Origin of the sequence: Komagataeibacter xylinus, assembly GCF_031081985.1 — a bacterium.
GTDB lineage: Bacteria > Pseudomonadota > Alphaproteobacteria > Acetobacterales > Acetobacteraceae > Komagataeibacter > Komagataeibacter xylinus_E.
Genome location: NZ_JARWSK010000002.1, coordinates 260,311 through 286,957 on the forward strand (window position 1 = coordinate 260,311; position 26,647 = coordinate 286,957).

At 64.3% G+C, this 26,647-nt stretch carries 21 protein-coding genes; 6 read left to right on the top strand and 15 right to left on the bottom strand.

Annotated elements, in window-relative coordinates:
- Positions 1 to 6 precede the first annotated feature (6 nt).
- The 3 genes from QEG70_RS05010 to hrcA all read right to left on the bottom strand — a co-directional run bounded on the left by QEG70_RS05010 (position 7) and on the right by hrcA (position 4,749).
- A complete protein-coding gene (locus QEG70_RS05010; RefSeq protein WP_374762545.1) occupies positions 7 to 2,571 on the bottom strand; it encodes a penicillin-binding protein 1A in 2,565 nt (854 codons plus the stop codon).
- A 99-nt stretch (positions 2,572 to 2,670) separates the two neighbouring features.
- Positions 2,671 to 3,558, bottom strand: a complete 888-nt coding sequence (locus QEG70_RS05015) for an aldo/keto reductase (protein WP_308719661.1) — start codon at positions 3,556 to 3,558, stop codon at positions 2,671 to 2,673.
- A gap of 111 nt (positions 3,559 to 3,669) precedes the next feature.
- Entirely contained in the window at positions 3,670 to 4,749 is a 1,080-nt protein-coding gene (gene hrcA, locus QEG70_RS05020; RefSeq protein WP_110569668.1) for a heat-inducible transcriptional repressor HrcA, read from the bottom strand.
- A 127-nt stretch (positions 4,750 to 4,876) separates the two neighbouring features.
- Here hrcA and rph point away from each other — a divergent pair, with 127 nt between their 5' ends.
- Together rph and rdgB are read left to right on the top strand one after the other, a co-directional pair.
- A complete protein-coding gene (gene rph, locus QEG70_RS05025) occupies positions 4,877 to 5,605 on the top strand; it encodes a ribonuclease PH (protein ID WP_308719662.1) in 729 nt (242 codons plus the stop codon).
- The gene (gene rdgB / locus QEG70_RS05030; RefSeq protein WP_308719663.1) at positions 5,602 to 6,216 is read left to right on the top strand and encodes an RdgB/HAM1 family non-canonical purine NTP pyrophosphatase; all 615 of its coding nucleotides are present in this window, start codon (positions 5,602 to 5,604) and stop codon (positions 6,214 to 6,216) included. The genes rph and rdgB overlap by 4 nt, the downstream gene beginning before the upstream one ends.
- Before the next feature lie 138 nt (positions 6,217 to 6,354).
- Here rdgB and QEG70_RS05035 read toward each other — a convergent pair whose 3' ends face one another.
- From QEG70_RS05035 to truB, 4 genes are all read right to left on the bottom strand, one after another.
- On the bottom strand, positions 6,355 to 7,773 hold the full coding sequence (locus QEG70_RS05035; RefSeq protein ID WP_308719664.1) for an NAD(P)H-dependent flavin oxidoreductase: 1,419 nt from the start codon (positions 7,771 to 7,773) through the stop codon (positions 6,355 to 6,357).
- Between the two features lie 91 nt (positions 7,774 to 7,864).
- The gene (gene pnp, locus QEG70_RS05040; RefSeq protein WP_308719665.1) at positions 7,865 to 10,003 is read right to left on the bottom strand and encodes a polyribonucleotide nucleotidyltransferase; all 2,139 of its coding nucleotides are present in this window, start codon (positions 10,001 to 10,003) and stop codon (positions 7,865 to 7,867) included.
- Between the two features lie 304 nt (positions 10,004 to 10,307).
- Entirely contained in the window at positions 10,308 to 10,577 is a 270-nt protein-coding gene (gene rpsO / locus QEG70_RS05045; RefSeq protein ID WP_061274462.1) for a 30S ribosomal protein S15, read from the bottom strand.
- A gap of 24 nt (positions 10,578 to 10,601) precedes the next feature.
- Entirely contained in the window at positions 10,602 to 11,522 is a 921-nt protein-coding gene (gene truB, locus QEG70_RS05050) for a tRNA pseudouridine(55) synthase TruB (RefSeq protein WP_308719666.1), read from the bottom strand.
- A 254-nt stretch (positions 11,523 to 11,776) separates the two neighbouring features.
- Here truB and QEG70_RS05055 point away from each other — a divergent pair, with 254 nt between their 5' ends.
- Entirely contained in the window at positions 11,777 to 12,748 is a 972-nt protein-coding gene (locus QEG70_RS05055; RefSeq protein ID WP_308719667.1) for an MlaD family protein, read from the top strand.
- Between the two features lie 93 nt (positions 12,749 to 12,841).
- Here the strand turns inward: QEG70_RS05055 and QEG70_RS05060 are convergent, their stop codons facing one another.
- From QEG70_RS05060 to rimP, 6 genes are all read right to left on the bottom strand, one after another.
- On the bottom strand, positions 12,842 to 13,309 hold the full coding sequence (locus QEG70_RS05060; RefSeq protein WP_308719668.1) for a hypothetical protein: 468 nt from the start codon (positions 13,307 to 13,309) through the stop codon (positions 12,842 to 12,844).
- A 300-nt stretch (positions 13,310 to 13,609) separates the two neighbouring features.
- Positions 13,610 to 14,029: a 30S ribosome-binding factor RbfA gene (gene rbfA / locus QEG70_RS05065; protein WP_082770804.1), complete on the bottom strand. Its 420-nt coding sequence runs from the start codon at positions 14,027 to 14,029 to the stop codon at positions 13,610 to 13,612.
- Positions 14,030 to 14,052: 23 nt separating this feature from the next.
- Complete coding sequence (infB, locus tag QEG70_RS05070; protein ID WP_308719669.1) at positions 14,053 to 16,749, bottom strand: translation initiation factor IF-2; 2,697 nt, start codon at positions 16,747 to 16,749, stop codon at positions 14,053 to 14,055.
- Positions 16,746 to 17,453: an RNA-binding protein gene (locus QEG70_RS05075; RefSeq protein WP_308719670.1), complete on the bottom strand. Its 708-nt coding sequence runs from the start codon at positions 17,451 to 17,453 to the stop codon at positions 16,746 to 16,748. Before QEG70_RS05075 ends, infB begins: the two co-directional genes overlap by 4 nt.
- Positions 17,413 to 18,948 carry a transcription termination factor NusA gene (nusA, locus tag QEG70_RS05080; protein ID WP_308719671.1) on the bottom strand — a complete coding sequence of 512 codons (1,536 nt, stop codon included), beginning with the start codon at positions 18,946 to 18,948 and terminating at the stop codon, positions 17,413 to 17,415. The genes QEG70_RS05075 and nusA overlap by 41 nt, the downstream gene beginning before the upstream one ends.
- Positions 18,949 to 18,968: 20 nt before the next feature.
- Positions 18,969 to 19,589, bottom strand: coding sequence for a ribosome maturation factor RimP (gene rimP, locus QEG70_RS05085; RefSeq protein ID WP_374762546.1), 621 nt, complete (start codon positions 19,587 to 19,589; stop codon positions 18,969 to 18,971).
- Positions 19,590 to 19,764: 175 nt separating this feature from the next.
- On the opposite strand from rimP, the gene QEG70_RS05090 reads away from it, so the two are divergent.
- The 3 genes from QEG70_RS05090 to QEG70_RS05100 all read left to right on the top strand — a co-directional run bounded on the left by QEG70_RS05090 (position 19,765) and on the right by QEG70_RS05100 (position 22,679).
- Positions 19,765 to 20,403: a hypothetical protein gene (locus QEG70_RS05090; RefSeq protein ID WP_308719673.1), complete on the top strand. Its 639-nt coding sequence runs from the start codon at positions 19,765 to 19,767 to the stop codon at positions 20,401 to 20,403.
- Entirely contained in the window at positions 20,400 to 21,671 is a 1,272-nt protein-coding gene (locus tag QEG70_RS05095; RefSeq protein WP_308719674.1) for an AAA family ATPase, read from the top strand. The genes QEG70_RS05090 and QEG70_RS05095 overlap by 4 nt, the downstream gene beginning before the upstream one ends.
- Before the next feature lie 66 nt (positions 21,672 to 21,737).
- Positions 21,738 to 22,679 (top strand): hypothetical protein, encoded by a 942-nt coding sequence (locus QEG70_RS05100; protein WP_308719675.1) that lies wholly within the window; start codon positions 21,738 to 21,740, stop codon positions 22,677 to 22,679.
- A gap of 123 nt (positions 22,680 to 22,802) precedes the next feature.
- On the opposite strand, the gene QEG70_RS05105 is transcribed toward QEG70_RS05100, so the two are convergent.
- Both QEG70_RS05105 and acnA read right to left on the bottom strand, forming a co-directional pair.
- Positions 22,803 to 23,699 carry a LysR family transcriptional regulator gene (locus QEG70_RS05105; RefSeq protein ID WP_308719676.1) on the bottom strand — a complete coding sequence of 299 codons (897 nt, stop codon included), beginning with the start codon at positions 23,697 to 23,699 and terminating at the stop codon, positions 22,803 to 22,805.
- Positions 23,700 to 23,923: 224 nt separating this feature from the next.
- Entirely contained in the window at positions 23,924 to 26,617 is a 2,694-nt protein-coding gene (gene acnA, locus QEG70_RS05110; protein ID WP_308719677.1) for an aconitate hydratase AcnA, read from the bottom strand.
- Positions 26,618 to 26,647: the final 30 nt, after the last annotated feature.

The following is a 26,647-nucleotide window of genomic DNA, read 5'->3' on the forward strand; positions in this document are numbered from 1 at the left end:
ACGGCGTCAATACAGCCCGCCCATGCCAATGTCACCCCCGGAAGGCTGCGGAACGGGTGCTGCCGCCGGTGCCGCAGGGTGGCCAGCCGATGTGCTGCCATCAGGCAGGGCGCTGGGGCTGGCCGGCATCGTGGCCATGTCGTTCTCGGAATCGGGCATGTTCTCCGCCCCCGTATCCGCCGCCGTCAGGGCCATGCCGGAGCCTGCGCCAAGATCCACGCTCTCACCGGGCACCTGGCCGGGCTTGAAGGCGTCGATTGCGATTCCCATGCCGGTATCGTAACGGGCAAGCTGCACGCCATCAGGCACGCGGAAGTCGAGGCGCGGGCGGGTGGCGAGCGCCGCCTTCATCACCTGGTTCCAGATCGGGCCTGCAATCACGCCGCCGGTCTCGTTCTTGCCCAGCGACTGCGGCGTGTCGAACCCGATCCACACCACCGTAACCAGATCGGGCGAGAAACCCGCGAACCACGCATCATTGAAGTCCTGGCTGGTGCCGGTCTTGCCCGCGATGGGCCGGTCGATGCCAGCGCCCGCGCGCACGCCCGTGCCCCGGCGCACCACGTCCTGCATCATGGCCACGATCTGGGCCGCGCTGGTGGCGGAGACGACCTGCGGGCGCGTATCGGCCACCTGCGGGCCATCGGCTGGCGTGCTGCCGGGCTGCCACGCAACCCCTTCGGACCGCCACACCACGTTGCCGTTGCGGTCCTTGATGTCATCGATCAGGGAAGGTGTTACCAGCCTGCCGCCATTGGCGATGGTGGCGTAGGCGCCTGCCTCCTTCATCACGGTGGTCTCCACCGCGCCGAGGGCCGCGGGCAGCACCAGCGGCATGGAATGCACGAGGCCAAGCCCCTGCGCGAGGCTGGCCACCGGCTTCATGCCGATCTGGGCGGCAAGGCGGATGGTGACGAGGTTGCGCGATTCGCGCAGCGCGTCATGCAGGGTCGTGGGCCCCCAGAAATCCTTCTCGTAGTTGTTGGGGTGCCACTCGCCGTAGCTGACCGGGGAATCATCGAATTTCTGCGAAGGCGAGATCCCCTGCTCCATCGCCGCCAGATAGACGAACGGCTTGAACGAGGACCCCGGCTGGCGCGCGGCCTGAATGGCGCGGTTGAACTGCGATTCGCGGAACGACCACCCCCCCACCATCGCCAGCACGCGCCCGGTGCGCACGTCGATGGTGGCAAGCGCCCCCTCCACGCGCGGCACCTGACGGATGGCGACGCCGCTGCCATCGGCCTGGGGCTCGACCAGCACCACATCGCCCGTCTGCACGCCCTTGCCGGTGCGCATCCACGCCATGTCACGCGCCAGCACCGCGCCGGTATGGGGCATGACGGGGTCGCGCCCCTCAAGCCAGCCCACCCGGCCCGTAGCGGCCGACAGCACCACGGCCACCCGCCACTGCTCCAGCATGGCGGCAGGCGCCGTAACATGCGCGAGCGCATTGGCCCAGTCGCCCTGCGCATCGGCAGCATCAACATGCGCGAACGCGCCCCGCCAGCCGCCATGGGCGCGGTCATAGCGCAGCAGCCCCTCACGCAATGCGCCGGTAGCCACCTGCTGCAGGTGCGAATCCAGCGAGGTATGGACCGAAAGCCCGCCCTCCATGGTGGTGCCGATGCCGTAGCGCTCGATCAGTTCGCGGCGCACTTCCTCGGCAAACCATTCCGAGCCGGGCACGGGGCCGGGGCGGGTGAAGTTGGCGGGCACGAGGGGTTCAAGCTGGGCCGCGCGTGCCTCCTCGGGCGTAATCACCTTGAGGTCGGCCATACGGTCGAGCACCCAGTTGCGCCGGTTGGTCGCCGCCTGCACGTAACGGTGCGGGTTGTAGTTGGTGGGCGATTTGGGCAGCGCGCCAAGGAAAGCGGCCTCGGCATTGTCAAGCTGGTCGAGCGGCTTGTTGAAATAGGTCTGGGCGGCGGCGCCGATGCCGTACGCGCCCTCGCCCAGATAGATCTCGTTGAGGTAGATCTCGAGGATCTGCTCCTTGCTCAGCGTCTGCTCGAGGCGCATGGCCAGCAGCGCTTCCTTGATCTTGCGGTCGATGGACACCGCATTCGACCCCAGCAGCATGATGCGCGCGACCTGCTGCGTGATGGTCGAGGCGCCGATGGGGCGGTGCTTGGTGCCATGCATCATCATGTCGGTGATGCCGGCACGCAGGATGGCCAGCGGGTCCACGCCGCCATGGGTGAAGAATTTCTGGTCCTCGGCGGCCAGGAAGGCGCTGCGCACGCGCTCGGGTATGGCGCTGTAGGGCACGAAGATGCGCCGCTCGGCGGCGAGCTCGGCCATCACCTGGTCATCACCGGAATACAGGCGGCTCATGACGGGAGGCTGGTAGGTGCGCAGGCCATCAACCGTGGGCAGACCCTCGCTCAGGCGCTCATATTCGTACCAGCCCACAATGCCCGCGCCGCCGCTGCCCAGCAGCAGCACCGCCAGCGTGGTGCCCGCCAGCCAGCGCACCATGCGGTAGCGCGGGCGGCGCGGGCCACCCCCACCGGGGCGGGAGGGTCCATCCATCCGGCCATCGCGGCCTGATCCGTCAGCAAGCGTCATCCGGTGTCCAATAAGGAAAGAAAAGGGCTGTTATGTGTCGCAAGGCCCCTGTCTAGCATTGTCCCGCGCTGCCGTCGCCCCCGATCCGCCCGGCCGGGTTCAGCCCGCGTTGCGGCTGGCCCATTCGGCCCGGCCATCATTGTCAAGCTGGCGGAATTCCTCATCGCTGAGCTCAATCGCGGCGGCGGCGGCATTATCGGCCACATGCTCGGGGCTGGACGTGCCGGGAATGGGCAGCATGACCGGCGCGCGGCGCAACAGCCACGCCAGCGCGATCTGGCCGGGCTGCACGCCTTTCTCGCCCGCAAGCCGCGTGAGCACGGTATCGCCCTTGGTCAACCCGCCCGCCGCAAGCGGCGCCCATGGAATGAAGCCGATATTCTCGCGCGTGCAGTAGTCCAGCACATCCTCCGAATAGCGGTTGACGAGGTTGAAGCGGTTCTGCACCGTCGCGACCGGGAAATACAGCCGCGCGCGCTCGATCATTTCCACCGTGACCTCCGACAGCCCCACATGGCGGATCAGCCCCTGCGCGCGCATGGCGGCAATGGCCTCGAACTGCCGCTCGGGCGTGCAGTCGGCCCCCACGCGGTGCAACTGCCACAGGTCAATACGCTCCACCCCCAGCCTGCGCAGGCTCATCAGCACGCACTGGCGCAGGTAATCGGGGTTGCCGACGGGCTTCCAGATATCCGGCCCGTGGCGCGTATGGCCGCCCTTGGTGGCAATCAGCATACCCTCATAGGGGTGCAGCGCCTCGCGGATGAGGTTTTCGCTCACCTCCGGGCCATAGGCATCGGCGGTATCGACAAGATTGATGCCGAGTTCGGGCAGGCGCTTCAGCGTGGCGAGCGCCTTCGCCCGGTCGGCAGGCTCCCCCCATATGCCCGGCCCGGTAATACGCATGGCCCCGAAGCCGAGCCGTGTGACCTCGATATCGCCCCCGATCATGAAGGACCCGGACTGGCGTGCATCAGGCGTGAACATGGCTTTCTCCCTGCGTGACGGGCACGCCCGCGCCTGTGCGGCGGGCATGCGGTTGCGGTCTGCCCACCATAAGGGCGCGGGGTGGGCACGGTTGCATGAAGATGCCGCAGTTCAGCCCAGCAGGCGGCCAATCACGCGCGCGGTGTAGTCCACCACCGGGATGATGCGGCCATAATTGATGCGGGTGGGGCCGATCACGCCAATCGCGCCCACGATGCGGTTGCTGTCGGTGCGCGCGGGGGCGACCACCACCGACATGCCCGCCATGCCGAACAGCCCGCTTTCGGCCCCGATGAAGATGCGCACCCCTTCCGATTCCCGCGCAAGGTCGAGCAGGCGCAGCATGGTCTCCTGCGTTTCCAGCCGCTCGAACAGCATCTGGATAGTGGTCAGGCGCTCGATCTCAGTCACATCGGCCAGAAGCCGGCCCTGCCCGCGAATGAACAGCGTGCCGCCGCGCTCCTCGGCATCGCTCCATGTGGCAAGGCCACTGGCCACCACGCCTGCCGTGAGGTGGTCGAGTTCGTTGCGGTTGGCGGTCATGTCGGTGCTGACCGTCTCGCGCAGGCGGTCGAGCGTCTGGCCCGACAGGTGGGCGTTGAGGTAATTGCCTGCCTCCACCAGCGCCGAGGGCGGCAGGCCCGGCGGCGTTTCGATCACGCGGTTTTCAACCTGCCCATCCGCGCTGACCAGAATGACCAGCGCGCGCCCCGGGCCAAGGGCCACGAACTCGATATGCTTGATGGTGGAGGAATCGCTCTTGGGCGCCATGACCAGCCCCGCCGCCGAGGACAGGCCCGAGAGCATGGACGAGGCCTGCGCCAGCATGTCCTCCAGCGAGCGGCCCTTCACATCGAGCGTGCCCGCGATGCTTTCACGCTCCTCCTCGCTCAGGCTGCCAAACTGCAGTAGGCCATCGACAAACAGCCGCACGCCCTTCTCGGTGGGCAGGCGGCCTGCCGAGGCATGGGGCGAGAACAGCAGCCCCGCATCGGTCAGGTCGGCCATGACGTTGCGAATCGTGGCGGGCGAGAGCGAGAGCGGCAGGCGCTGCGACAGGGTGCGCGAGCCCATCGGCTCGCCCGTTTCCACATACTGTTCCACGATCTCGCGCAGGATCGCGGCGGAACGCGCATCAAGCCCGGACAGCAGGGCCGGCTGCGATACCGGTGATCGGGTTTCCATCGCCATGCCTCCTTTGCACGCAGTCATCCGCAAGCCCCCATCATAACAGATACCGCACGCCTGTGCCCACGCAGGACTGGAAATAGGGGCGGATTGCGCGCTATGCCGCCCCCTCACCTTGCGGAGTTGCCCCATGCGCCCATCCGGCCGCGCCCCCGACGCGCTGCGTCCCGTCTTCATCCAGACCGGCTTTGCCCGCCATGCGGAAGGCTCTGCCCTGATCCGCATGGGCGGCACCGAGGTGCTGTGCGCCGCCAGTGTCGAGCCGCGCGTGCCCTCCTTCCTGCGTGGCAAGGGGCAGGGCTGGGTCACGGCGGAATACGGCATGCTGCCCCGCGCCACCCATAACCGTGGCCCGCGCGAGGCGGCGCGCGGCAAGCAGAGCGGCCGCACGCTCGAAATCCAGCGCCTGATCGCCCGCGCGCTGCGCGCCGTGGTGGACCTCAAGGCGCTGGGCGAGATCTCGATCACGGTGGATTGCGACGTACTGAACGCCGATGGGGGCACGCGGTGTGCGGCCATTACCGGCGCGTGGATCGCGCTGCGCCTCGCACTGGAAAAGCTGGTGCGTGAGGGCAGGCTGCCTGCCGTGCCGCTCAAGGGGCAGGTCGCGGCCATATCCTGCGGGCTGACCGAGGCTGGCGCCGTGCTCGACCTTGACTATGATGAAGACAGCAATGCCAGCGCCGACGCCAACTTTGTCCTGACCGCCGATGGCGGCATTGTTGAGATTCAGGGCACGGCGGAAAAAGATCCCTTTACCGAGGCACAGTTCAACACGCTCATGCGCCTGGCCCGCACCGGCACCGCCGAACTGTTCCATATCCAGACCGTAACCGTGAATGAGGCGCTTGCATCATGACCCTCCCCCACCTCAACCGTGGCGATACGCTGGTGCTTGCCACGCATAACAGGGGCAAGATTGCCGAATTCGCGGCCCTGCTGGGCGGCTATGGCATCCGCGTCATTTCCGCGGGCGACCTGTCGCTGCCCGAACCGGACGAGACGGCGGACAGCTTTGCGGGCAATGCCGCCATCAAGGCCATCGCTGCGGCAAAAGCGGCCAACCTGCCCGCGCTGGCCGATGATTCCGGCTTCTGTGTCGCGGCCCTCGGTGGCGCGCCGGGCATTTTCTCGGCCCGCTGGGCTGGTCCTTCCAAGGACTACCCCGACGCCATGCGCCGCATCCATGAGCAGATGGGCGACAACCCCGATCGCAGCGCGTGGTTCATTTCCGTGCTGTGCCTGGCCTGGCCTGATGGCCGCACCGAAACCTTCGAGGGTCGGATTGATGGCCACGTCATCTGGCCACCACATGGCACCAACGGGCATGGCTACGACCCGCTTTTCGCCCCCGGCACCGGCACGCGCAGCTTTGCCGACATGACGGACGCCGAAAAGAACGCCATCAGCCATCGCGGCCTGGCCTTCGCGCTGTTCAGCGAGGCCTGCCTGCCCAAGACAGAAGGATAAAAGTTTCCGGGTGCCGCCTTTTTTCAAAAAGGCGGCGTTCTTTTCGAAGCTTTTTGGAAAAAGCTTCACCAAAAACGTCTTCATTGAAAAAGGCCGGTCCCTTTCGGGCACCGGCCTTTTTTCGTGATCCGATCAGGCTCAGCGCCCGGTCATGATCCGCTCGAGCAGTTGCGCCACGGTGGGCACAAAGCCGTTGGCATAGAACGGGTCGGTGGCGAACCGCCACGCATTGGTGCCGCCAAACATGAGGTTGTGGTCGATCACCTCGGCCTGGTCCGGCCCATGGGCGTGGGCTGCATCCTGAAGGGTTTTCTGGATGCAGTAGGAACGCGGGTCCGCCTTGTGCCCGTTGGAATAGGCAGGCGGCTTCTGCGACCAGTTGGAAAAGCGGCACTCCGACAGGCAGCCCATGCAGGCCCCCTGATCGGTCAGGATTTCACGCGCGCGTTCGGGCGAGACGAACACCAGCGTGTTGTCCGGCGTGCGCATGGCCTCGGTGTGGCCTTCTTCCATCCACAGATGGGCACGCTGCCCGTCAGCGGGGGTAACGAACACCTGCCGCCCGCGCGCGCCAATGGCCAGCGCCATGGTGTGCTCGCCAAGGGCTTCGGGCGAGAACGGGATCTGGCGCTCCGAGCGCCCGCGCAGCTCGCGCAGGAAGCTGTTATTGACGGCGGAGGAATAGAAACCCGTAGGCGAGAAGCGGTTGAGGAACACATCCCCCTTCTTCAGCGTCAGCAGGCGGTCTTTCCATGCCTGCGGAATCGGGCTTTCCTGCGTGAGCAGCGGGCGGGTGCCAAACTGGAACACGATCGGCCCGAGTTCGGGGTTGTCGATCCAGTCCTGCCATTCCTCCAGCCACCACACGCCACCGGCCATGATGATGGGGGTCTCATCCAGCCCGAAGGCCCGCATCTGCTTGCGCAGCGCCAGCACGCGGGGGAACGGGTCTTCCGGCGCCAGCGGGTTCTCGGTGTTGGACAGGCCATTATGGCCGCCTGCCCGCCACGGGTCTTCATACACCACCGCGCCAAGCAGTTCGCCGGTCTTGTGATATGACCGCCGCCACAGGGCGTTGAAGGCGCGGGCGGAGGAGACGATGGGATAGTAATGAATGCCGAATTTCGCCGCGATGTCCGACAGGCGGTACGGCATGCCCGCGCCACAGGTCAGGCCCTGGATGAGGCCCGGCGCCCCTTCGAGCACGCCATTGATGACCCGCTCCGCCCCGCCCATTTCCCACAGGATATTGGCGTGGATGCGGCCCTTGCCACCGGCAATCTCGTGCGCGATCCGGGCCTGGGCGATGCCGCCACGAATGGCGTAGTCGACCAGTTCCTCATGCCGCTCGCGCCGGGTCTTGCCGTGATAGATCTGCGGCACGATGTTGCCGTCCGCATCATAGGAATCGGCGTTCACGATCGAGACCGTGCCCGCCCCCCCGGCTGCCGCCCAGTGCCCGGCGGAAACGCCGGTCGAGATCGAGACGCCCTTCCCCCCCTCGACCAGGGGCAGAATATCCGTCCCGCCCATACGGATCGCATTGATCGGCTTCATCACCATTCCATCGTCATGTGTCTACCCGGCCACGAGGGCGCCCGGCAGGCGCGCCTTGATGGCCGGGGTGTTATAGGCCGGAACCGCGCGCTTAGCGTGCGGCGGGAGCACGGCCGGGCTTGGCGCCCACGGTCTCGGTGATGTCGGCACCGGTCTCCTGATCAACCACGCGCATGGACAGCTTCACCTTGCCGCGGTCATCAAAGCCCAGAACCTTCACCTTCACCTCGTCGCCCTGCTTGACCACGTCCGTCGTCTTGGAGACGCGGCCCTGTGCCAGCTCGGAGATGTGCACCAGGCCATCACGCGGGCCGAGGAAGTTGACGAACGCCCCGAAATCGGCGGTCTTGACCACCTTGCCGTTGTAGATGTGGCCCACTTCGGGTTCAGCCACGATGCCACGGATCCGCTCGATGGCTTTTTCGGCCTGATCGTCGGAGGATGCGGCGATCATGATCGTGCCGTCATCGTTGATATCGATCTTCGCACCCGAATATTCAACGATCTCACGAATGACTTTACCGCCCTGGCCGATCACATCACGGATCTTTTCCTTCGGCACGGAGATCGTGGTGATCTTCGGCGCGGAGGAGGAAACATCCGTGCGGCCTTCGGTCAGCGCCTTGGCCATCTCGCCCAGGATGTGCATGCGGCCATTGCGGGCCTGGCCCAGCGCGATCTTCATGATCTCGGGCGTGATGGACGTGATCTTGATGTCCATCTGCAGCGCGGTCACGCCCTGCTCGGTGCCCGCCACCTTGAAGTCCATGTCGCCAAGGTGATCTTCATCGCCCAGGATGTCGGACAGAACCGCGAAGTCGTCCTCTTCCTTGATCAGGCCCATGGCGATACCGGCCACCGGACGCTTGAGCGGCACGCCCGCATCCATCAGCGCAAGCGAGGTGCCGCACACCGTCGCCATGGAGGAGGAGCCATTGCTTTCCGTGATCTCGGACACCACGCGCATGGTGTACGGGAAGGTGTCCTTGCCCGGCAGCAGCGGGTGGATGGCACGCCATGCCAGCTTGCCATGGCCGATTTCACGGCGGCCCGGCGAGCCCATGCGCCCGCACTCACCCACCGAGAACGGGGGGAAGTTGTAGTGCAGCATGAAGTTGTTGCGGTACTCGCCTTCCAGCGCGTCCACGATCTGCTCGTCCTGACCGGTGCCAAGGGTCGCGACCACAAGGGCCTGCGTCTCGCCACGGGTGAACAGGGCGGAGCCATGCGCGCGCGGCAGGATGCCAACCTCGGACACGATCGGGCGGATCGTCTCAAGGTCGCGGCCATCGATGCGGTAGCCGGTGTCGAGCACCTCGGTGCGCACCACGTCGGCCTCGAGGTCCTTGATCATCGGCTTGGCGGCGTCGGCCTCGGCCTCGCCGATCTTGGCGAGGATCGCCTCACGGGCGGCGGCGACCTTCTTGTAGCGCACCTGCTTGGCGCGTTCCTTGTAGGCCTCGGCGATCAGGGCGCGACCGACCTTGTCCACCTTCTTGCGCAGCTTGATTTCCTCTGCCGTCGGCTCGGCGAGGTCCCACGGGGCCTTGGCCGCATCTTCGGCGAGGTCGATGATCAGGTCGATCACCGGCTGGAAGGCTTCGTGGCCAAACGTCACGGCGCCGAGCATCACGTCCTCGGACAGTTCGACCGCCTCGGACTCGACCATCAGCACGCCTTCGGCGGTGCCGGCCACGACCAGGTCAAGCGCGCTGTCCTTGAGCTGCGAGATGGTCGGGTTCAGCACGTATTTGCCATCGGAATAGCCAACGCGGGCCGCACCCACCGGGCCGAAGAACGGGATACCGGACAGCGTGAGTGCCGCCGAGCAGCCGATCAGCGCCACGACGGCGGGATCATTTTCCATGTCGTGGCTGAGCACGGTGGCCACGACCTGAACTTCATTGCGGAAGTTCTCGGGGAAGAGCGGGCGCAGCGGGCGGTCGATCAGGCGCGAGTTCAGCACCTCGGCCTCGCTCGGGCGGCCTTCACGCTTGAAGAAGCCACCGGGGATCTTGCCCGCTGCGTAGGCCTTTTCCTGGTAGTTGACCGTAAGCGGGAAGAAGTCCTGCCCCGGCTTGACGCTTTTGGCGCCAACGGCCGTGCACAGCACCACCGTGTCGCCATAGGTTACGACCACCGCGCCATCGGCCTGACGGGCAACCTTGCCCGTTTCCAGCACCAGCGGGCGACCGCCCCATTCCATTTCCTTGCGAAAATAATTGAACATCCAGACAAACCCTGTCCGTTGACTGCCGCAATGCAGGCGGGCCGGACATTGGAACGTATGATGGCAGCGCCTCGGACGGCATGGAGCGATGGCGGCACATACCGCCAGAACACCATGTGGCCTGAAACGCTGCGATCCGGTCCGGACATCTCCGCCGTGGCGTCGGCAGCGTGTTGGCGGCGCCCGTCAGGGGCGCCTGAAAAAATGCGGCCCGGCGGAGCATGGCCATGCCTGTGCACGCACCATGCCCGCATGGGCCACGCGGGGGGCGGCCATTATGCCCGCCCGCCCGCGCGGTCGCAAATCAGCGACGCAGGCCGAGGCGCTTGATCAGCGTTTCGTAACGGGCCACGTCCTTGCGCTTGACATAGTCAAGCAGGCGGCGGCGGCGGCCGACCAGCATCAGCAGGCCACGGCGGGAATGGAAATCCTTCGCGTGGGTCTTGAGGTGGTCGGTCAGGTTCACGATACGCTCGGTCAGCAGGGCAACCTGCACTTCCGGCGAGCCGGTATCGGTCGCAGCGTTGCGGTATTCACCAATAAGCGCCGTGCGGCGTTCGGCAGTAATCGACATCATTCTCTCCATTGATCATTCGGTTCAGAGCATACGCACTGATCGCAGCACGCCGCCTTCGGGGCGGCACAGTCCGACCACGCGCGCCCCATCCATCGCACGCACGACCCCGCTGCGGGGGTCGGTGTGCGCGGGCATCCGGCCTGCCAGCTGCGCCAGGTCGATCACCTGGCCAAATGACAGGGCATCCGCTTCCTCACGGGTCAGGGCCAGCGCCGGGATGTCGGCCAGCGCGGTCGCGACCGGAAGCAGCAGATCCGGTGGGGCAGGCGCGTTGTCGGCGCTTGCGACAATTTTGTCCAGCGGAATCGCATGGGATTCATCAAATGGCCCCACGTTCAGCCGCCGCAGCGCCGCCACATGCCCCACCGTGCCGCAGGCCAGCGCAATGTCACGCGCGAGTGCCCGCATGTACACCCCCTTGCCCGATTCCACCTCGAACACCGCCGTATCGGCATCAGGCCGGGCAATCAGCTCGAAGCGGTCGATGCGAGCGGGCCTTGGCGCAAGTTCGGGGGCATTGCCCGCGCGCGCCATATCATAGGAGCGCTGGCCGCCCACCTTGAGTGCAGAGAACACCGGCGGCACCTGCATGATCTCGCCACGGAAGGCGGCAAGGGCGGCCTCGAACGCCGCGTTGTCGGGCCGCACGTCAGAGGTTGCGGTGACCGCCCCTTCGGCATCATCACTATCGCGCGCCTCGCCGATGCGCAGGGTGAAGTGGTAGCGTTTGGTGCCATCCATGATGTAGGGCACCGTCTTGGTCGCCTTGCCGAAGGCGATGGGCAGCAGGCCGGTGGCCAGCGGGTCGAGCGTGCCGCCATGGCCCGCCTTGGCGGCATCGAACAGGTAGCGCGCACGGCCCACCACCTGGGTGGAGGTCATGCCCAGGGGCTTGTCGATGATCAGCCAGCCGTCAAGCGGGCGGCCACGTCTGCGTCGCATTGCACGGCACCTTGCATGGAATTGGGGAGTGCCGTGCGTTTAGACGAGGCACGCATGCACTTCAATGCCCCATTGAGCCACGGGGGCTGGCCGCCTGCGCCACACATGTTAAAAGGACAGGCGGGCACATGCCTGCCATCCCTTCAGGCTGCTTGGCCATCGGGGCATGGAGTGCCATCTTGCAGCAAAACGGATGCATGGATAACCGTGTGCCACAGTATTTTTCATTCTGCGTCTAGGGAGACCTGAACACCATGGCTGAACGGCAGACCACGGTCGGTGCATTTGTGTTGGGTGGAGCCCTGCTTGGTGTGACGGCCATAGCGCTGTTCGGACAGTTTCATCCCTTCTCCCCCACCAACCGCGCCGTGGTGGTTTTTGACAGCCCGATCAACGGGCTGGGCGTGGGCGCGCCGGTCACGTTCGATGGCGTGCAGGTCGGCCATGTGGAGCACATCGCCGTTCAGTTCGACCCCCAGACCCATCAGGCCTATATCCCGGTTACGGTGGAGCTTGAGGCCAATGGCGCGCGCATGGCGGGCTCGCACGGTCGCGCGCTTGATGCCAACGAACTGCCAAAGCTGATTGAAAACGGACTGCGCGCGGAACTGCACATGCAGAGCTTCGTGACCGGGCAGGAAGAGATTGATCTGACCTTCGACCCCGGAATCCCTGCCCACCTGCATCCCGGCCTGAGCCCGCTGATCGAGATCCCGATCCGCGAATCGGAAATGCAGAAGCTGACCGATGCCCTGACGGCCCTGCCGCTCAAGAACATTGCCAACAATGCCGACGCCATGCTGGTGAGCATCCGCACCCTGGCCGACAAGCTGGACAAGGACCTGCCGCCGCTCGTCGATAGCGTGCGCGACACATCCGACCATACGCGCGTGACTGTTGATACCGCGACCGACACCATTCGCGACCTCGACAAGCACCTCGACACCACGCTGGCCTCCATCGACCATCTGGCCGATACCGGCACCGCCCAGCTTGATGCGCGTGGCGGCGAACTGCACACGCTGCTGGTCAACTCCAACGATACGGTGACCGAGGCACGCGGTGCGCTGGCCGGGCTGCATGACATTACCGCCCCGAGTTCGGCTGACCGCTCCAATATCGATTCGTCACTACGCGACTTGGCCGCCGCCGCCGCCGCCCTGCGCGGGTTCGCGACCGACGTGGAGCGCAACCCCCAGCTCCTGCTCATGGGACGGCGCAACTGACCGGGCGTTTCACCCGCCAACGACATGAAAAAGGCCGGTCGAGCAATGCTCCGACCGACATTTTTCCTAAAAATGCTTTACCAAAAACCCTTATCATTCGGTGGAAAGGGAAAACACATTATCCAGGTCACGAGCGCCTTTATAGAATTCAAGGATAAACCGGACCATTCCTGAAACGATCTGGATACTCTCTTCCTTGTTCCACCCCTCAAGACCGATCTCATACAGGACGTAACTGTCCTTGACCTGCCAGGTCACAAACAGATTATGTCCTGGCTCCCGCCAGAACTGGACATTTTTCAGGCATCCGTTTTCAATATCACGGTAAAAATTGTCTATGCTGCCCTTATTGAGGCAAGTCAGATGTCGTGGGCGTTCATCCGACATTTTATTTTCCGGAACATTCCACTGCGCGACATCATGATCACCATCAAAAACAAGCGAAATAATAATGCCGTTATGATCAAATAGGGAAAATCCTATATCCTTCATCAGATTAACTATGTGGCAGAATGCTTCTTTTTCGTTTCCGGTAATTTTTATTTCGCAATCAAATTTCATATCAATGACCCATGCCCTTTCCGATCGGATTTTACCCCGAAACGGCCATGTTCAGTTTACAAGAGCCCAAGAGGCTGTTTGAAAAACAACTCATTGATAAAAGTTTTCAGATGTCTTTTTTTTCAAAAAGGCGGCGTTCTTCGAAGCTTTTTGAAAAAAGCTTCGCCAAGAACTTTCTTATGACTACTGGATATTTTCTGAGCTGACTTTTCAAACAGTCTCTAAAAAACGGCTCCCTGAAACATCAGGGAGCCGTCGGCACTGACAGGACACAGAACACAGCATGGTTCGCCGTGGCGTTCAGTCTTCATCCTTAAGGTCGCGCTGCACTTCAGGCTGGCGCAGCATGGTATCGACTTCCATGGCGTAATCGAGCGCCGTGTCCGGCTGAAAGTGCAGGTCCGGCACGCCACGCAGCCTGAGCGCATGCGACAGGCGGGTGCGCAGGAACGGCGTCACGCGCTTGAGCGCGGGCAGCAGTTCCGCCACATCGCTCCGGCCCAGACGGGCTACGAAAACCGTGGCATGCTTGAGGTCGGGCGAGATGCGCACTTCGGTGACCGTAATGCGCACATCTGCCAGATCCGGGTCACGGAATTCGGTGCGGGCAAATATTTCCGCCAGCACGCGACGGACTTCTTCCGCCACGCGCAACTGGCGCTGCGAGGGACCAGACGCGGAATGGCCGGCAAGTTTCCCTGCCGGCCCACTCTCGCTCATCCCTTTTCTGGATGAATTGCGGCTCATGCCGGGACGAGTTCCATTTCATAGCACTCGACCACGTCACCCTCGCGCAGGTCGTTATACCCGGCAAAGGACAGGCCGCATTCATAACCGCGTGCCACTTCCTTGACGTCATCCTTGAAGCGCTTGAGCTGGCTCAGTTCACCTTCATGGATCACGACGTTGTCACGCAGCAGGCGCACGCCACAGCCACGCTTGACCACACCTTCGGTCACGTAGCAACCGGCAACCTTGCCCACCTTGGTAATTTCGAAAACCTTGCGGATTTCGGCGTAGCCAAGGAACTTCTCGCGATGCTTGGGCGCGATCTTGCCACGGACCAGCTGCTCCACATCATCCGCAACCTGGTAGATGATCGAGTAGTAGCGGATATCCACGCCTTCGCGCTGCGCAAGTTCGCGGGCCTGTGCGGTCGCGCGGACATTGAACGCGATGATGATCGCGCCCGATGCCTTGGCAAGCTGCACATCGCTTTCCGTAATCTGGCCCACGGTGGCGTTGAGCACGCGGATCTTGACTTCCTCATGCTCAAGCTTCTGCACGGTGGCTTCAAGCGCCTCCGCCGAACCCTGCACATCGGCCTTGATCAGAACCGCGACTTCCTTCTGCGCGCCTGCCTGAATGCGGGCGAGCATCTGGTCGAGCGTGCCGCGTGCGGCAGTCTGGCCGGCAGCCATACGCTCCTTGATCACGCGCTGGCGGAACTCGGAGATTTCGCGGGCGCGATTCTCGTTTTCCACCACCACGAACGGCTCGCCTGCGCCCGGAACCCCGGTAATGCCCAGGATTTCCACCGGCATGGACGGACCCGCCTCGCCAAGCTGGCGATTGCGGTCGTCGATCATGGCGCGCACGCGGCCCCATTCGGCCCCGGCCACCACGATGTCGGTGCGGCGCAGCGTGCCCTTCTGGACCAGCACGGTCGCAACCGGACCACGCCCACGGTCAAGGCGGCTTTCAATCACCGAACCTTCGGCCACCCGGTCTGGGTTGGCCTTGAGGTCAAGGATTTCGGCCTGCAGCAGGATCGCTTCCTCAAGCTTGTCGAGACCCGTGCGCTTGAGCGCCGAAACCTCGACATCCTGCGTGTCGCCACCCATGCTTTCCACCACGATCTCGTGGTTCAGCAGTTCCTGGCGCACGCGGTCGGGGTTCGCACCCGGTTTGTCGCACTTGTTGATGGCCACGATGATCGGGGCATCAGCCGCCTTGGCGTGCTTGATGGCCTCGATCGTCTGCGGCATCACGCCATCATCGGCGGCCACCACCAGAATAACCACATCGGTCACCGAGGCGCCACGGGCACGCATGGCGGTAAACGCCTCATGGCCCGGCGTATCGATGAAGGTGATCTTGGCGCCCGAGGCCAGCGTGACCTGATACGCGCCGATATGCTGCGTAATGCCACCGGCTTCGCCATTGGCGACATCGGTCGTGCGCAGCGCATCGAGCAGCGAGGTCTTGCCGTGATCGACATGACCCATCACGGTCACGACCGGCGGGCGGGGCTTGAGGTCTTCTTCGCTGTCCTCGATGCCCTCGATGCCGATCTCGACATCGCTATCGGAAACACGGCGCACACGATGGCCGAATTCCTGCACGATCAGTTCCGCCGTGTCCGCGTCGAGCGACTGAGTCACAGTGGCCATCACGCCCATCTTCATCAGCGCCTTGATGACCTCGCCCTGACGGGCGGCCATGCGGTTGGCAAGTTCCTGCACCGTAATGCTCTCGGGCAGGACAACATCGCGCACCACACGCACCTGGTCGGAACGCAGGCGTTCAAGTTCGGCCTGACGGCGCTCGCGCTCACGCTGGCGGCGGACCGAGGCGAGCGAACGGGTCTTGTCGTCATCCCCTTCGATCGCAGCCTGCACGTCAATGCGGCCAGCGCGACGGCTGTCGCTGTTCTTCTTGGCGCCGCCCGAGGGGCGGCGGTTCGGCACGGCGCTACCGGGGCGACGGCTGGGGCGACGCTCTTCCTCACCACCATCCGCACGGCCCGTGCGCAGGCGCAGCGTCTCGCCAGCGCCGCCTGCGGGGCGTGCCGTGGTTGCGGCACCACCGCCACCGGCAGGGCGCGACGGCCGCAGCGGCTGGGCGGGCATGATCGCACGCTCGGCCAGCGGGCGCAGGCGCTGCATGGGGGGAGCGAGCGTCACTTCACCCGGAATGGGCACGGACGACACGACCGGACCTGCCGGATCTGTCGAGTCGGGCGCTGCGGGGGCCGGCGCGTTGCTGGCCTCCTGCTTGCGGGCTTCCTCGGCTGCCGCTGCGGCATCTGCCTTGGCGCGTGCCTCTTCTTCGGCACGGCGGGCATTTTCCTCTTCAGCGCGGCGGGCTTCTTCCGCGGCGGAGAGAATGGTGATCTTCTCCTGTTCGCGGGCCTCTTTCTCGCGCTGGATTGCGGCACGACGCTGCTCGTCGAGCACGCGCTGGCGTGTTGCCAGTTCCGCTGCCGTCAGCGCGCGACCGCCCCGACCACCGGCGCGACCGCCAGCCGGCCCCGATCCGTTACCTGCGGCCCCGGCCCCGCGCTTCTTGCGCACCTCGACCTGAACCACCTTTGAACGACCATGGCTGAAGCTCTGTCGCACGGAACCGGCATCCACCGTCCGTCCGACCTCCCTGCGGCCCGCCGGCCGCAGAGACAAGCGTCCCTTACCCTGATCCTGATCGTTGCCTTCGCTCATGTACCCGCCTGTTCACACCGTCCGGCGGAACGATCCGCCGAATTCGGGCCAATCCTGCCGGACAGACCCGCAAAACGTTCACTCTCGATACGGAAACGGCGCGCCAGTTCACCATGCAGAATCGCTGCATGAACAACATGGTCGCGGCCAAATGCCGCACCCAGACCCGATGCCGTAGGAACAGCCACAACCGGCAGTTCCCGTGCACCAGACAAAACTCTCTTCCTCTCGTCGGGGCTGCCATCGGCGGCCTGTATGACCAGACCGGCACGACCGCCCACAACCCACTCACGCACCTTGGCGAAACCACAGACAATCTGCCCGGCCCGCCGTGCCAGCCCTGCGACATCCATCATGCGCCGCAGCAGCCCATCCTGCACAAGATGGGTCAGGTCAGGGGGAATAACAACCCTTCCCCTCGCCGCGCGGGCAAATACGCCGCGTGTGCGTGCTGTTTCTAACACATCCGCGCGTGCGCTCAACCAAATTCCCCGTCCGGGCAGCCGTGCGGAAAGATCAGGGATCACGACTCCATCGGGAGAAATGACAAACCTGATCATTTCCTCCTTGGGCAGCCGGAGCCGGGTCACGGCGCAACGGCGCAGCGGCCCGCGCTCTTCAGGCTCCATGCCTTCCGGATCTTCCGCGTTCAGGTCGGTTTGCTCAGACGTCGGACGTCTCCTCTTGCGCGGGCTTTTCCTCACCCTCGAACCAGTGGGCGCGTGCCGCCATGATGATCTCGTTGGCCGCATCCTCGTCAATGGCATCGCTGCCCAGGATCTCGACGAGTTCGTCACCCGCCAGGTCAGCCAGATCATCAAGCGTCTTCACGCCCTTTTCACCCAGCGTCACCAGCATCTGGTTGGTGAACACGCCCAGCACGGCGATGTCATCGCTCACGCCCAGCGTGCGGCGCTTGGTGTCAAGCTCCTCTTCCTGGCCCGCCAGGTAGCCTTCGGCGCGGCGGACCAGTTCGCTGGCCACGTCCTCGTCAAAGCCTTCGATGTTGGCCAGTTCCTCGGGGTCGGCAAAAGCCAGTTCCTCGATGGAATGGAAGCCCTCGGTCACCAGCAGGCCCGCAATGACATCATCCACGTCCAGCGCTTCAACAAACAGGTTGCTGCGGCGGCGGAATTCTTCCTGGCGGCGCTCCGATTCCTCGGCCTCGGTCAGGATGTCGATGTCCCAGCGCGTGAGCTGGCTGGCAAGGCGCACGTTCTGGCCGCGGCGACCGATGGCCAGGCTGAGCTGGTCATCGGGCACGACAACCTCGACGCGGCCCGCTTCCTCGTCCATCACCACCTTGCTGACCTCAGCCGGGGCAAGGGCGTTGACCACGAAGGTCGCGGCCTGCGGGCTCCAGGGAATGATATCGATCTTCTCGCCCTGAAGTTCCTTGACCACTTCCTGCACGCGGCGGCCACGCACGCCCACGCAGGCGCCGACCGGATCGATCGAGGCGTCACGCGAGATGACGGCCATCTTGGCACGCGAGCCGGGGTCACGCGCCACGGCCTTGATCTCGATGATGCCATCATAGATCTCGGGCACTTCCTGCGCGAACAGCTTGGCGAGGAACGCCGGATGCGTGCGCGAAAGGAAGATCTGCGGGCCACGCGGCTCGTCGCGCACGTCATAGATATAGGCGCGCACGCGATCGGAATTGCGGAAGCTTTCACGCGGGATCAGCTCATCGCGGCGCAGCAGGGCCTCGGCATCGCCGATCTCGACGAGCAGGTTGCCATATTCCGTGCGCTTGACGGTGCCGTTGACGATCTCGCCCACGCGGTCCTTGAAGTCATTGAACTGGCGGCGGCGCTCATATTCACGCACGCGCTGGACAATGACCTGCTTGGCCGTCTGCGCCGCGATGCGCCCGAAATCGATGGGCGGCAGCGGGTCGATCAGGTATTCGCCAAGCTGGATCTCGGGCTTGAACTTGCGCGCGATGTAGAGCGGGATCTGGGTTTCCTCGTTCTCCACCGCCTCGACCGCCTCGGTCCAGCGCGACAGGCGCACATCGCCGGTGCGACGGTCGATGGTGGCGCGGATATCCTTTTCATGACCGTATTTCGCGCGGCCGGCCTTCTGGATGGCCTGCTCCATCGCTTCGAGCACTTCCTCGCGGTCAATCGACTTTTCCCGCGCTACGGCATCGGCCACCAGCAGCAGTTCGGGACGGGCAACGGACGTATCCATCAGTGTCTCCACAACATCGTTCAATTGGCCTTGCGGGCCGACTTGCGACCCGGCTTAGCAGCGGGCTTGCGGTCTTCGGCCGGGGAAGGGTCTTCCTCCAGGCCAGTCTCATCGGGGCTTGCGGCCGGCTTCATCATCCGGGCGCTCGCCGCGATCAGTTCATCGGTCAGGACAAGGCGGGCCTTGCGCATTTCAGCAAAAGGCAGCGCGACCTCGCTCCCGTCATCAAGCCGCATCAGGCCGCAGCCCTCGCGCGCGCCGAGCACGATCCCGGCAAAACGCTTGCGGCCTTCAATGGGCATGTTCATCTCGGCGCGGGCAAGATGGCCTGCAAACCGCTCCCAGTCCTTCGCACGGGTCAGGGGGCGGTCGATGCCGGGAGATGAGACCTCAAGCGTCCACGCGCCGGGCAGTGGGTCTTCCACGTCCAGTATCGCGCCAACCGCATGGCTGATCTGCTCGCAGTCCTCGATGGCGAGGAGCGCGCCATCCATGCGATCCGCCATGATCTGCACGGTAGGGGACTCGCGGCCCAGCACCGCCACGCGCACGAGGTCGAACCCCATGTCGGCCAGCGCGGGGGCGACCATTGCGGCGATGCGGGCATCGAGGCCCGACAGGAAAGGCAGATCAGCGTCCAATGCAAAAAAGGCAGCCCTGCGGCCACCCCCCAAAGAAAAAACCATAGATGAAGGAATAGTCGACAACATAGGTCACGCCATGCCTGACCGCAAGGACTATATGGGCACGCAGGGGTTACATTTCCTCTCTCTTAACGTCTTGCCATTCTCCCCGCCCCGCCCGCATTATGTACGCATGATACCCACGCCCTCCGCGCCGGAACCGACACGGGAACGCAGTGAACGCTCTTCTGGCCGCAAGCTGGTTGTGGTGGGGCTGATCGCGGCCGTGGTGGCGGGCGGCGGCCTCGGCGCAGGCGGCTTCCTGACCCCGCAGGAGAGCGGCAGCGGCAGCCAGACACCCCCCGTCGCAGCCGAGGCTGGCGGCGGCAGGGGCAATGGCGGCAATCACCTTACGCTCAACGCGCCGGTGCAGGGCAGGCCCGACATGATGGGCGAGATGCCCATGATCTCGCCCGAGCGCGCGGCGGAAATGCTGCGCCAGACAAATTTCACATTGCAGCAGCAGGCCGAGATCATGGCCGCGTTGCGCCGACGCGAGATCATACTGGCTGACATGCCGATGTATGACATGGCAGGCGGCGGCGCGGTCGTGAACGTGGAGTCCCTCGGGCTCGTGCAGACCGTGCATCTCGGCCCGCAGCCCCGCAGCGTGATCCTGCCCATCCGCATAGCAGGCAATGTGTCGATCACGCCCGTGGGCGATCCGGGGCCGATGGGCGTGCATGCCGGGGCGGTGTTCGTGCCGGGGCCAACGCCGCTGCCGGTGCTGATGCGCGGGAGCAATCTTGTCATCGGGGTTGTGGTACAATGAAGCCGCTTTATCCGATCCTGATGGAACGGGTCGTGCCGATCGCCATGGTCATTTTCCTGGTGCTCGGCAGTTTTCAGGCCGCCATGGCGTTGCATCTTTCGCTCGCCAGCATACGGCATTTCATGGAATGGTGCGCACCGGCCTATCCGGTCATAGCGGCGGCAAGCGCCCTGCTGGCGCTGAGCGGGCTGTGGTTCGAGGGCCGGGCCGAGAAACTCGCCCGCAAGGGAATCCGACGCAGACGGGGATGGATGATGGACGTACTGGCCAGGCTGACCAATCGTAGCGCGCTTGAAGAGATGCTGGCGCGCGAACAGAAAGAAACCGTGATCGACGCCGAGGAACTCGCCGCCAGCCTGCGCGCGCGCGTGATCGGCCAGGATCAGGTGTGCGAGGACGTGGCAACCCAGCTGCGCCGCCGCATGGCGCTGCAGGTGCGCGGCAAGCCGGTGGGCATCTTCCTGCTTGCCGGGCCGCCGGGCACGGGCAAGACCTATCTTGCCAAGCAGCTTGCCCGCCAGCTCGACCGCCCGCTGCTCAACTTCGACATGACGCAGATGAGTTCGCCGCATGCCGCAACGCAGCTGTTCGGCTCACCCAAGGGGTATGTCGGCTCGGACACCTACGGCAAGCTGACCGGCGGCCTGAAGGAAAAGCCCGACGCGGTGGTGCTGCTCGATGAAATCGAGAAGGCGCACCCCGATGTGTTCAAGAAATTCCTGACCGCATGGAATGACGGGCACGTGACCGAGGCCTCGACGGGGCAGCAGATCTCGACCGTGCGCTGCATCTTTATCCTGACATCAAACATCGCCACCGATGCGCTGTCCGAGATCGCGGACCGGCTGGCCGATGAGCCTGACAAGATGCGCGCCGAGTCGGTCGAGGCGCTGCGCCAGGCAGGCTTCGCGCCCGAAGTGCTCAACCGCCTGGACCGCATCTTCGTGTTCCGCCCGCTCGAGGGGCTGGACATCGCCCGCGTTTCCGCGCTGGAAATCGAGTCGATGATCGACAGCTATGGCCTCAAGGTCGAGACCGGGGGCATCGACCCTGCCCTGCTGTTCGAGGTCATGCGCCGCCAGGACCGCATGGGGCCTGCCGCCAGTGCGCGCGATCTGGCCCGCTCGATCGAGGACATGATCAGCGACTCGCTCATCACCGCCCGCCAGCAGGGCGCCAAGCTGGTGCGCGTGGTGCAGAACGAAGATGGCATCGTGGCCGAAATCGCGGACAAGAGCGACGCGCAGCAGGCCCGGATCAGTTCCTGACCCATGGCCGCGCTGTTCCGCCCTGCCCCCGTGGCCTCCCGCATGGCAAAAGGCATGGCCTGCTGAATGTCCGCTTTTTCGCGCCTCTGGCATCGTGCGCCGCTATGGCGGCTTTGCCTGTATCTTATTTTGCCCTTCGTGGTGCTGACGTTCATTTTCCCGCCAGCCTATCTTACGCGCAGGCTGCCCCGGCTGGCGCAGATCGCCACGGCCATCCATAACCGCCTGGGCATGCAGGACGCACCGGCCGATGGCGACCAGGCCGGTGGCGGCGGCCCGGGCGATGGGGTCGTGACCATGATGCCCATGACCGACCGGCTGACCAAGGCCATTCCGTTTGCCGGGCGCATCCTGCCGCTGCCCGCAGGCGTATGGCACCCGATCATCAACGTGATCGAAGGCCCGCATGGCGAATTGCTGGAAAATGTCCTGGTGCGGGTGCAGGGCCATGTCGTGACCGGCCTGATCGTGGCCAAGGGCACGACACAGCCGGTACCGGACGTGGCCAGCCCGCCGATGGACATAGAATGCCATGACGACCGCAACTACATGTCGCATATCGGGGCCAGTCACCCGCCCATGACGGAATGCTGGTTCACGCGTCTGGTTGATCCGGCCTCGATCAACCACATGAACGTCATTGCCGGGCGACTGCAGCAGGAAGGCTTCGTGCTGCCGCCGGTCATGCTCAGGGCGAACTGGGTCAACAGCACGCCCGCCACCGATGACAACATGAATGCGGAGACGGTGACGATCTATCTCAACCCCGTCAATGTCAACGACACCAAGATCCTGCGCTCGCCTGATTTCTGGACCAAGGACGCGCTGGCGCAGCAACCGGCAGCGGCCACCTTCGTCAAGCTCATGAATACATGGATGACAGGCTGGGCGCCGGTGCTGCATGATGGCTTCAACAGCGACATGCTGGCCTCGAGTGACGAGCAGCGCGCCCGGCTTTCGGCTGACCCGGCAGCGCCCCGCCCCGGCGAAGGCAACCCGCTGGACTGAACGAAGCCTGACACCCGGAAAGTTCCTGGGTACCGCCTTTTTTCAAAAAGGCGGCATTCTTCTGAAGCTTTTTGAAAAAAGCTTCACCAAAAACTTTTATTGTTTTTTATCAATATTCTATTTTTAGCCCTGACGCAGCACGTCCGATATCTCGATCAGGAAATCGAGCACCGTGCGCGTGCGCAGCGGCAGCGTGCGCGGGCCGGTATGCACGGCATAGAAGGGCAGCTCGGGAATGGTCCATTCCGGCAGCAGGTGCACCAGGCGGCCTGCGGCGATGTCCTCTTCCACCTGAAATGTCGGCAGCATGCCAATGCCAAGTCCCGCCCGCACGGCCTGCAGCACAGCCTCGCTGCTATTGGCGCGGAATGGCCCGTTGGCCGCCACCGTGGTCTCGCTCTCGCCCTTGCGGGTGAACTGCCAGTCATGCCGCGTGCCGCCATAGCTGTAGGCAATGCAGGGGTGATTGAGCAGGTCGCGCGGGTGGACGGGGGTGCCCCGGCGGGCAAGGTAATCGCTTGAGGCAATAACGCAGCGATGCACCGAGCCCAGACGGCGGGCAATCAATGAACCCTCGGCAATGGAGCCGATGCGGATGGCAAGATCCAGCCCCTCTTCCACCAGATCGCCAAACCCGTCGCGCATGACCAGTTCAACCGACAGGTCGGGATGTTCCTCCAGCAGGCTGCTCAGCCGGCTGGTCAGGTACAGCCCGAACGCCGTGGTCACGCCCAGCCGCACCAGCCCCGACACCGAGGCCCGCCTGCGCCCCAGCGCGGTTTCCGCCGTTTCAAGAATTTCCAGCACTTCATAGGCATGAGGCAGGAGGCTGCGCCCGTCTTCCGTCATCATCAGGCTGCGGGTGGTGCGGGCAAACAGGGTCGCGCCGTAATGGGCCTCAAGCAGGGCGATATGGCGGGAAATGGTCGGCTGGCTGGCGCCAGTCTCCCTTGATACGGCGGAGAACGATCCCGTCGCAGCCACACGGACAAAGCTGTGCAGGGCGGAAAGCAGATCCATGGGGCCTATTACATCCGGTATGTTATTACACAACTACGGCTTTAAACGGCATCGTATTTATACACAATATAGAGAAAAAACACCGCCGATATGTGTGAAACGCAGAGGTAACTTATACCACTCACGCATAGATGAACGGCCATAAAAAAACGGCGGCCCGCATGATACGGGCCGCCGCCTTCATCGTTCCATCCCGGTGCGAACCGGGGTGGTGCCGCCTGTTATCAGGCCGCCTTTGTCATGCCACGCAGCACGGTCTGGAGAATGCCGCCATTGCGGAAATACTCCACCTCATCCAGCGTATCGACACGGCACAGCAGGGGCACGTCCTGCTTGGAGCCATCGGCGCGGGTGATGGTCATGGTCATGGTCATGCGGGGCGTGATCTTGTCGAGACCACGGATCTCGAAGGTCTCGTCGCCCTTCAGGCCCAGCGTCTTGCGCGTCGTGCCTTCCTCGAACAGGAGCGGCAGCACGCCCATGCCCACGAGGTTGGAGCGGTGGATACGCTCGAAGCTCTCGGCCACGACCGCACGCACGCCCAGCAGCAGGGTGCCCTTGGCCGCCCAGTCGCGCGAGGAACCCATGCCGTATTCCTTGCCGCCAATCACGACCAGGGGCACGCCCTCTTTCTTGTATTCCATCGCCACATCGTAGATGGAGCCTTCCTTGCCATCGGGGAAGTGCTTGGAAACGCCCCCTTCGGTGCCGGGCAGCATCTCGTTCTTGATGCGGATGTTGGCGAACGTGCCGCGCACCATCACGCGGTCATTGCCACGACGCGAGCCGTAGGAGTTGAAGTCCTTCTTCGCCACGCCATGCTCTTCAAGGTATTTGCCCGCGGGCGAGCTTTCCTTGATCGCACCGGCAGGCGAGATGTGGTCGGTGGTGATGTTGTCACCAAGCAGCGCCAGCAGGCGCGCGCCGATGATATCGCCACGCGGCTTGGGCTCGGGCGTGATGTCCTGGAAATACGGCGGGTCCTGCACGTAGGTGGAAGACGCATCCCACTTGTAGGTCTCCGAACCGGTGGCGACCTTCAGCGCCTGCCATTCCTTCGTGCCCTGGCTTACATGCTTGTAGCGGTTGATGAACTCCTCACGCGTGATGGCGGAGCCCATGAGGGCCGCGATCTCGTGGTTGGTGGGCCAGATGTCCTTGAGGTACACCGGCTTGCCGTCCTTGGAGGTGCCCAGCGGCGTGGTGGTGATGTCCTCGCGCATCGTGCCCAGCAGCGAGTAGGCCACCACCAGCGGCGGGCTGGCCAGGTAGTTGGCGCGCACGTTGGGCGAAATGCGCCCCTCGAAGTTGCGGTTGCCCGACAGCACCGAAACCGCCACCAGCTTGTTGCCTTCAATCGCATCGACGATGTGATCTTCCAGCGGGCCGGAGTTGCCGATACAGGTCGTGCAGCCATAGCCCACGGTGTTGAAGCCCATCGCGTCCAGCTCAGCCTGCAGGCCGGCACGGTTGAGGTAGTCCGTCACCACCTGCGAGCCCGGCGCGAGCGAGGTCTTGACCCACGGCTTGGGCTTCAGCCCCAGCGCGCGCGCCTTCTTGGCCACCAGACCTGCCGCGATGAGCACGGCGGGGTTGGAGGTGTTGGTGCACGAGGTGATGGCCGCGATCACCACGTCGCCGTGGCCGATCTCGTAATTGGTGCCAGCCACCTTGGCCTTCTTGTCCTTGTCGGCCGCGGGCACGCCCAGGCTGCCGGTCAGTTCGGTCTCGAAGGCCTTGTCGGCACCCTTGAGCACCACGCGGTCCTGCGGGCGCTTGGGGCCTGCGATGGACGGCACGATGGTCTCGAGGTTGAGTTCCAGCGTGTCGGTAAACACGGGGTGGGCGGATTCGGCGTGGCGGAACATGCCCTGCGCCTTGAGGTATTCCGCCGTCAGCTTGATGCGGTGCTCTTCGCGACCGGTCTGGCGCAGGTAATCCAGCGTCAGGTCATCAACGGGGAAGAAGCCGCAGGTCGCGCCATATTCCGGCGCCATGTTGGCGATGGTCGCGCGGTCGGCCACCGGCAGGTGGTCAAGGGCGGGGCCGAAGAACTCGACGAACTTGCCCACCACGCCCTTCTTGCGCAGCATCTGGGTTACCGTCAGCACCAGGTCGGTGGCGGTCGCGCCCTCGGGCAGCTTGCCAACCAGCTTGAAGCCGATCACATCGGGGATCAGCATGGCGATGGGCTGGCCGAGCATGGCGGCTTCCGCCTCGATGCCGCCAACACCCCAGCCCAGCACGCCCATGCCATTGACCATGGTGGTGTGGCTGTCGGTGCCGAACAGGGTGTCGGGGTAGGCATAGTCCTTGCCATCCACATTGGCCGTCCACACCGCCTGGGCGATGTATTCGAGATTCACCTGATGGCAGATGCCCGTGCCCGGCGGCACGACCGAGAAGTTCTCGAACGCTTCCTGGCCCCAGCGCAGGAAGGCGTAACGCTCGCCATTGCGCTCGAACTCGATGGTCACGTTGTCCTGCAGCGCCTCAGGCGAGCCCGCCACGTCCACCATGACCGAGTGGTCGATGACGAGGTTGACGGGAACCAGCGGGTTCACCTTCTGCGGGTCGCCCTTGAGCTTGAGAATGCCGTCGCGCATCGCGGCCAGGTCAACCACGGCGGGAACGCCGGTGAAATCCTGCATGAGAATGCGCGCGGGCTTGAAGGGCACTTCCTTCGTGCTGCGCCCTTCCTTCAGCCATTCGGCGATGGCCTTGGCATCTTCCACGGAATAGGAATGCCCGTCCTCGAACCGCAGCACGTTCTCCAGCAGCACTTTCAGGCTGACTGGCAGGCGGCTGACGGAACCGATGGTCTTTTCCGCTTCCGGGATTGAGAAATAATGGTAGGTCTTGCCGTCCACGTTCAGTGTGCGGCCCGTTTTCAGTGAGTCGTGCCCAACCGTCTTCATTGGCTTTGTTTCCTCCGAGGCATCAGCAAC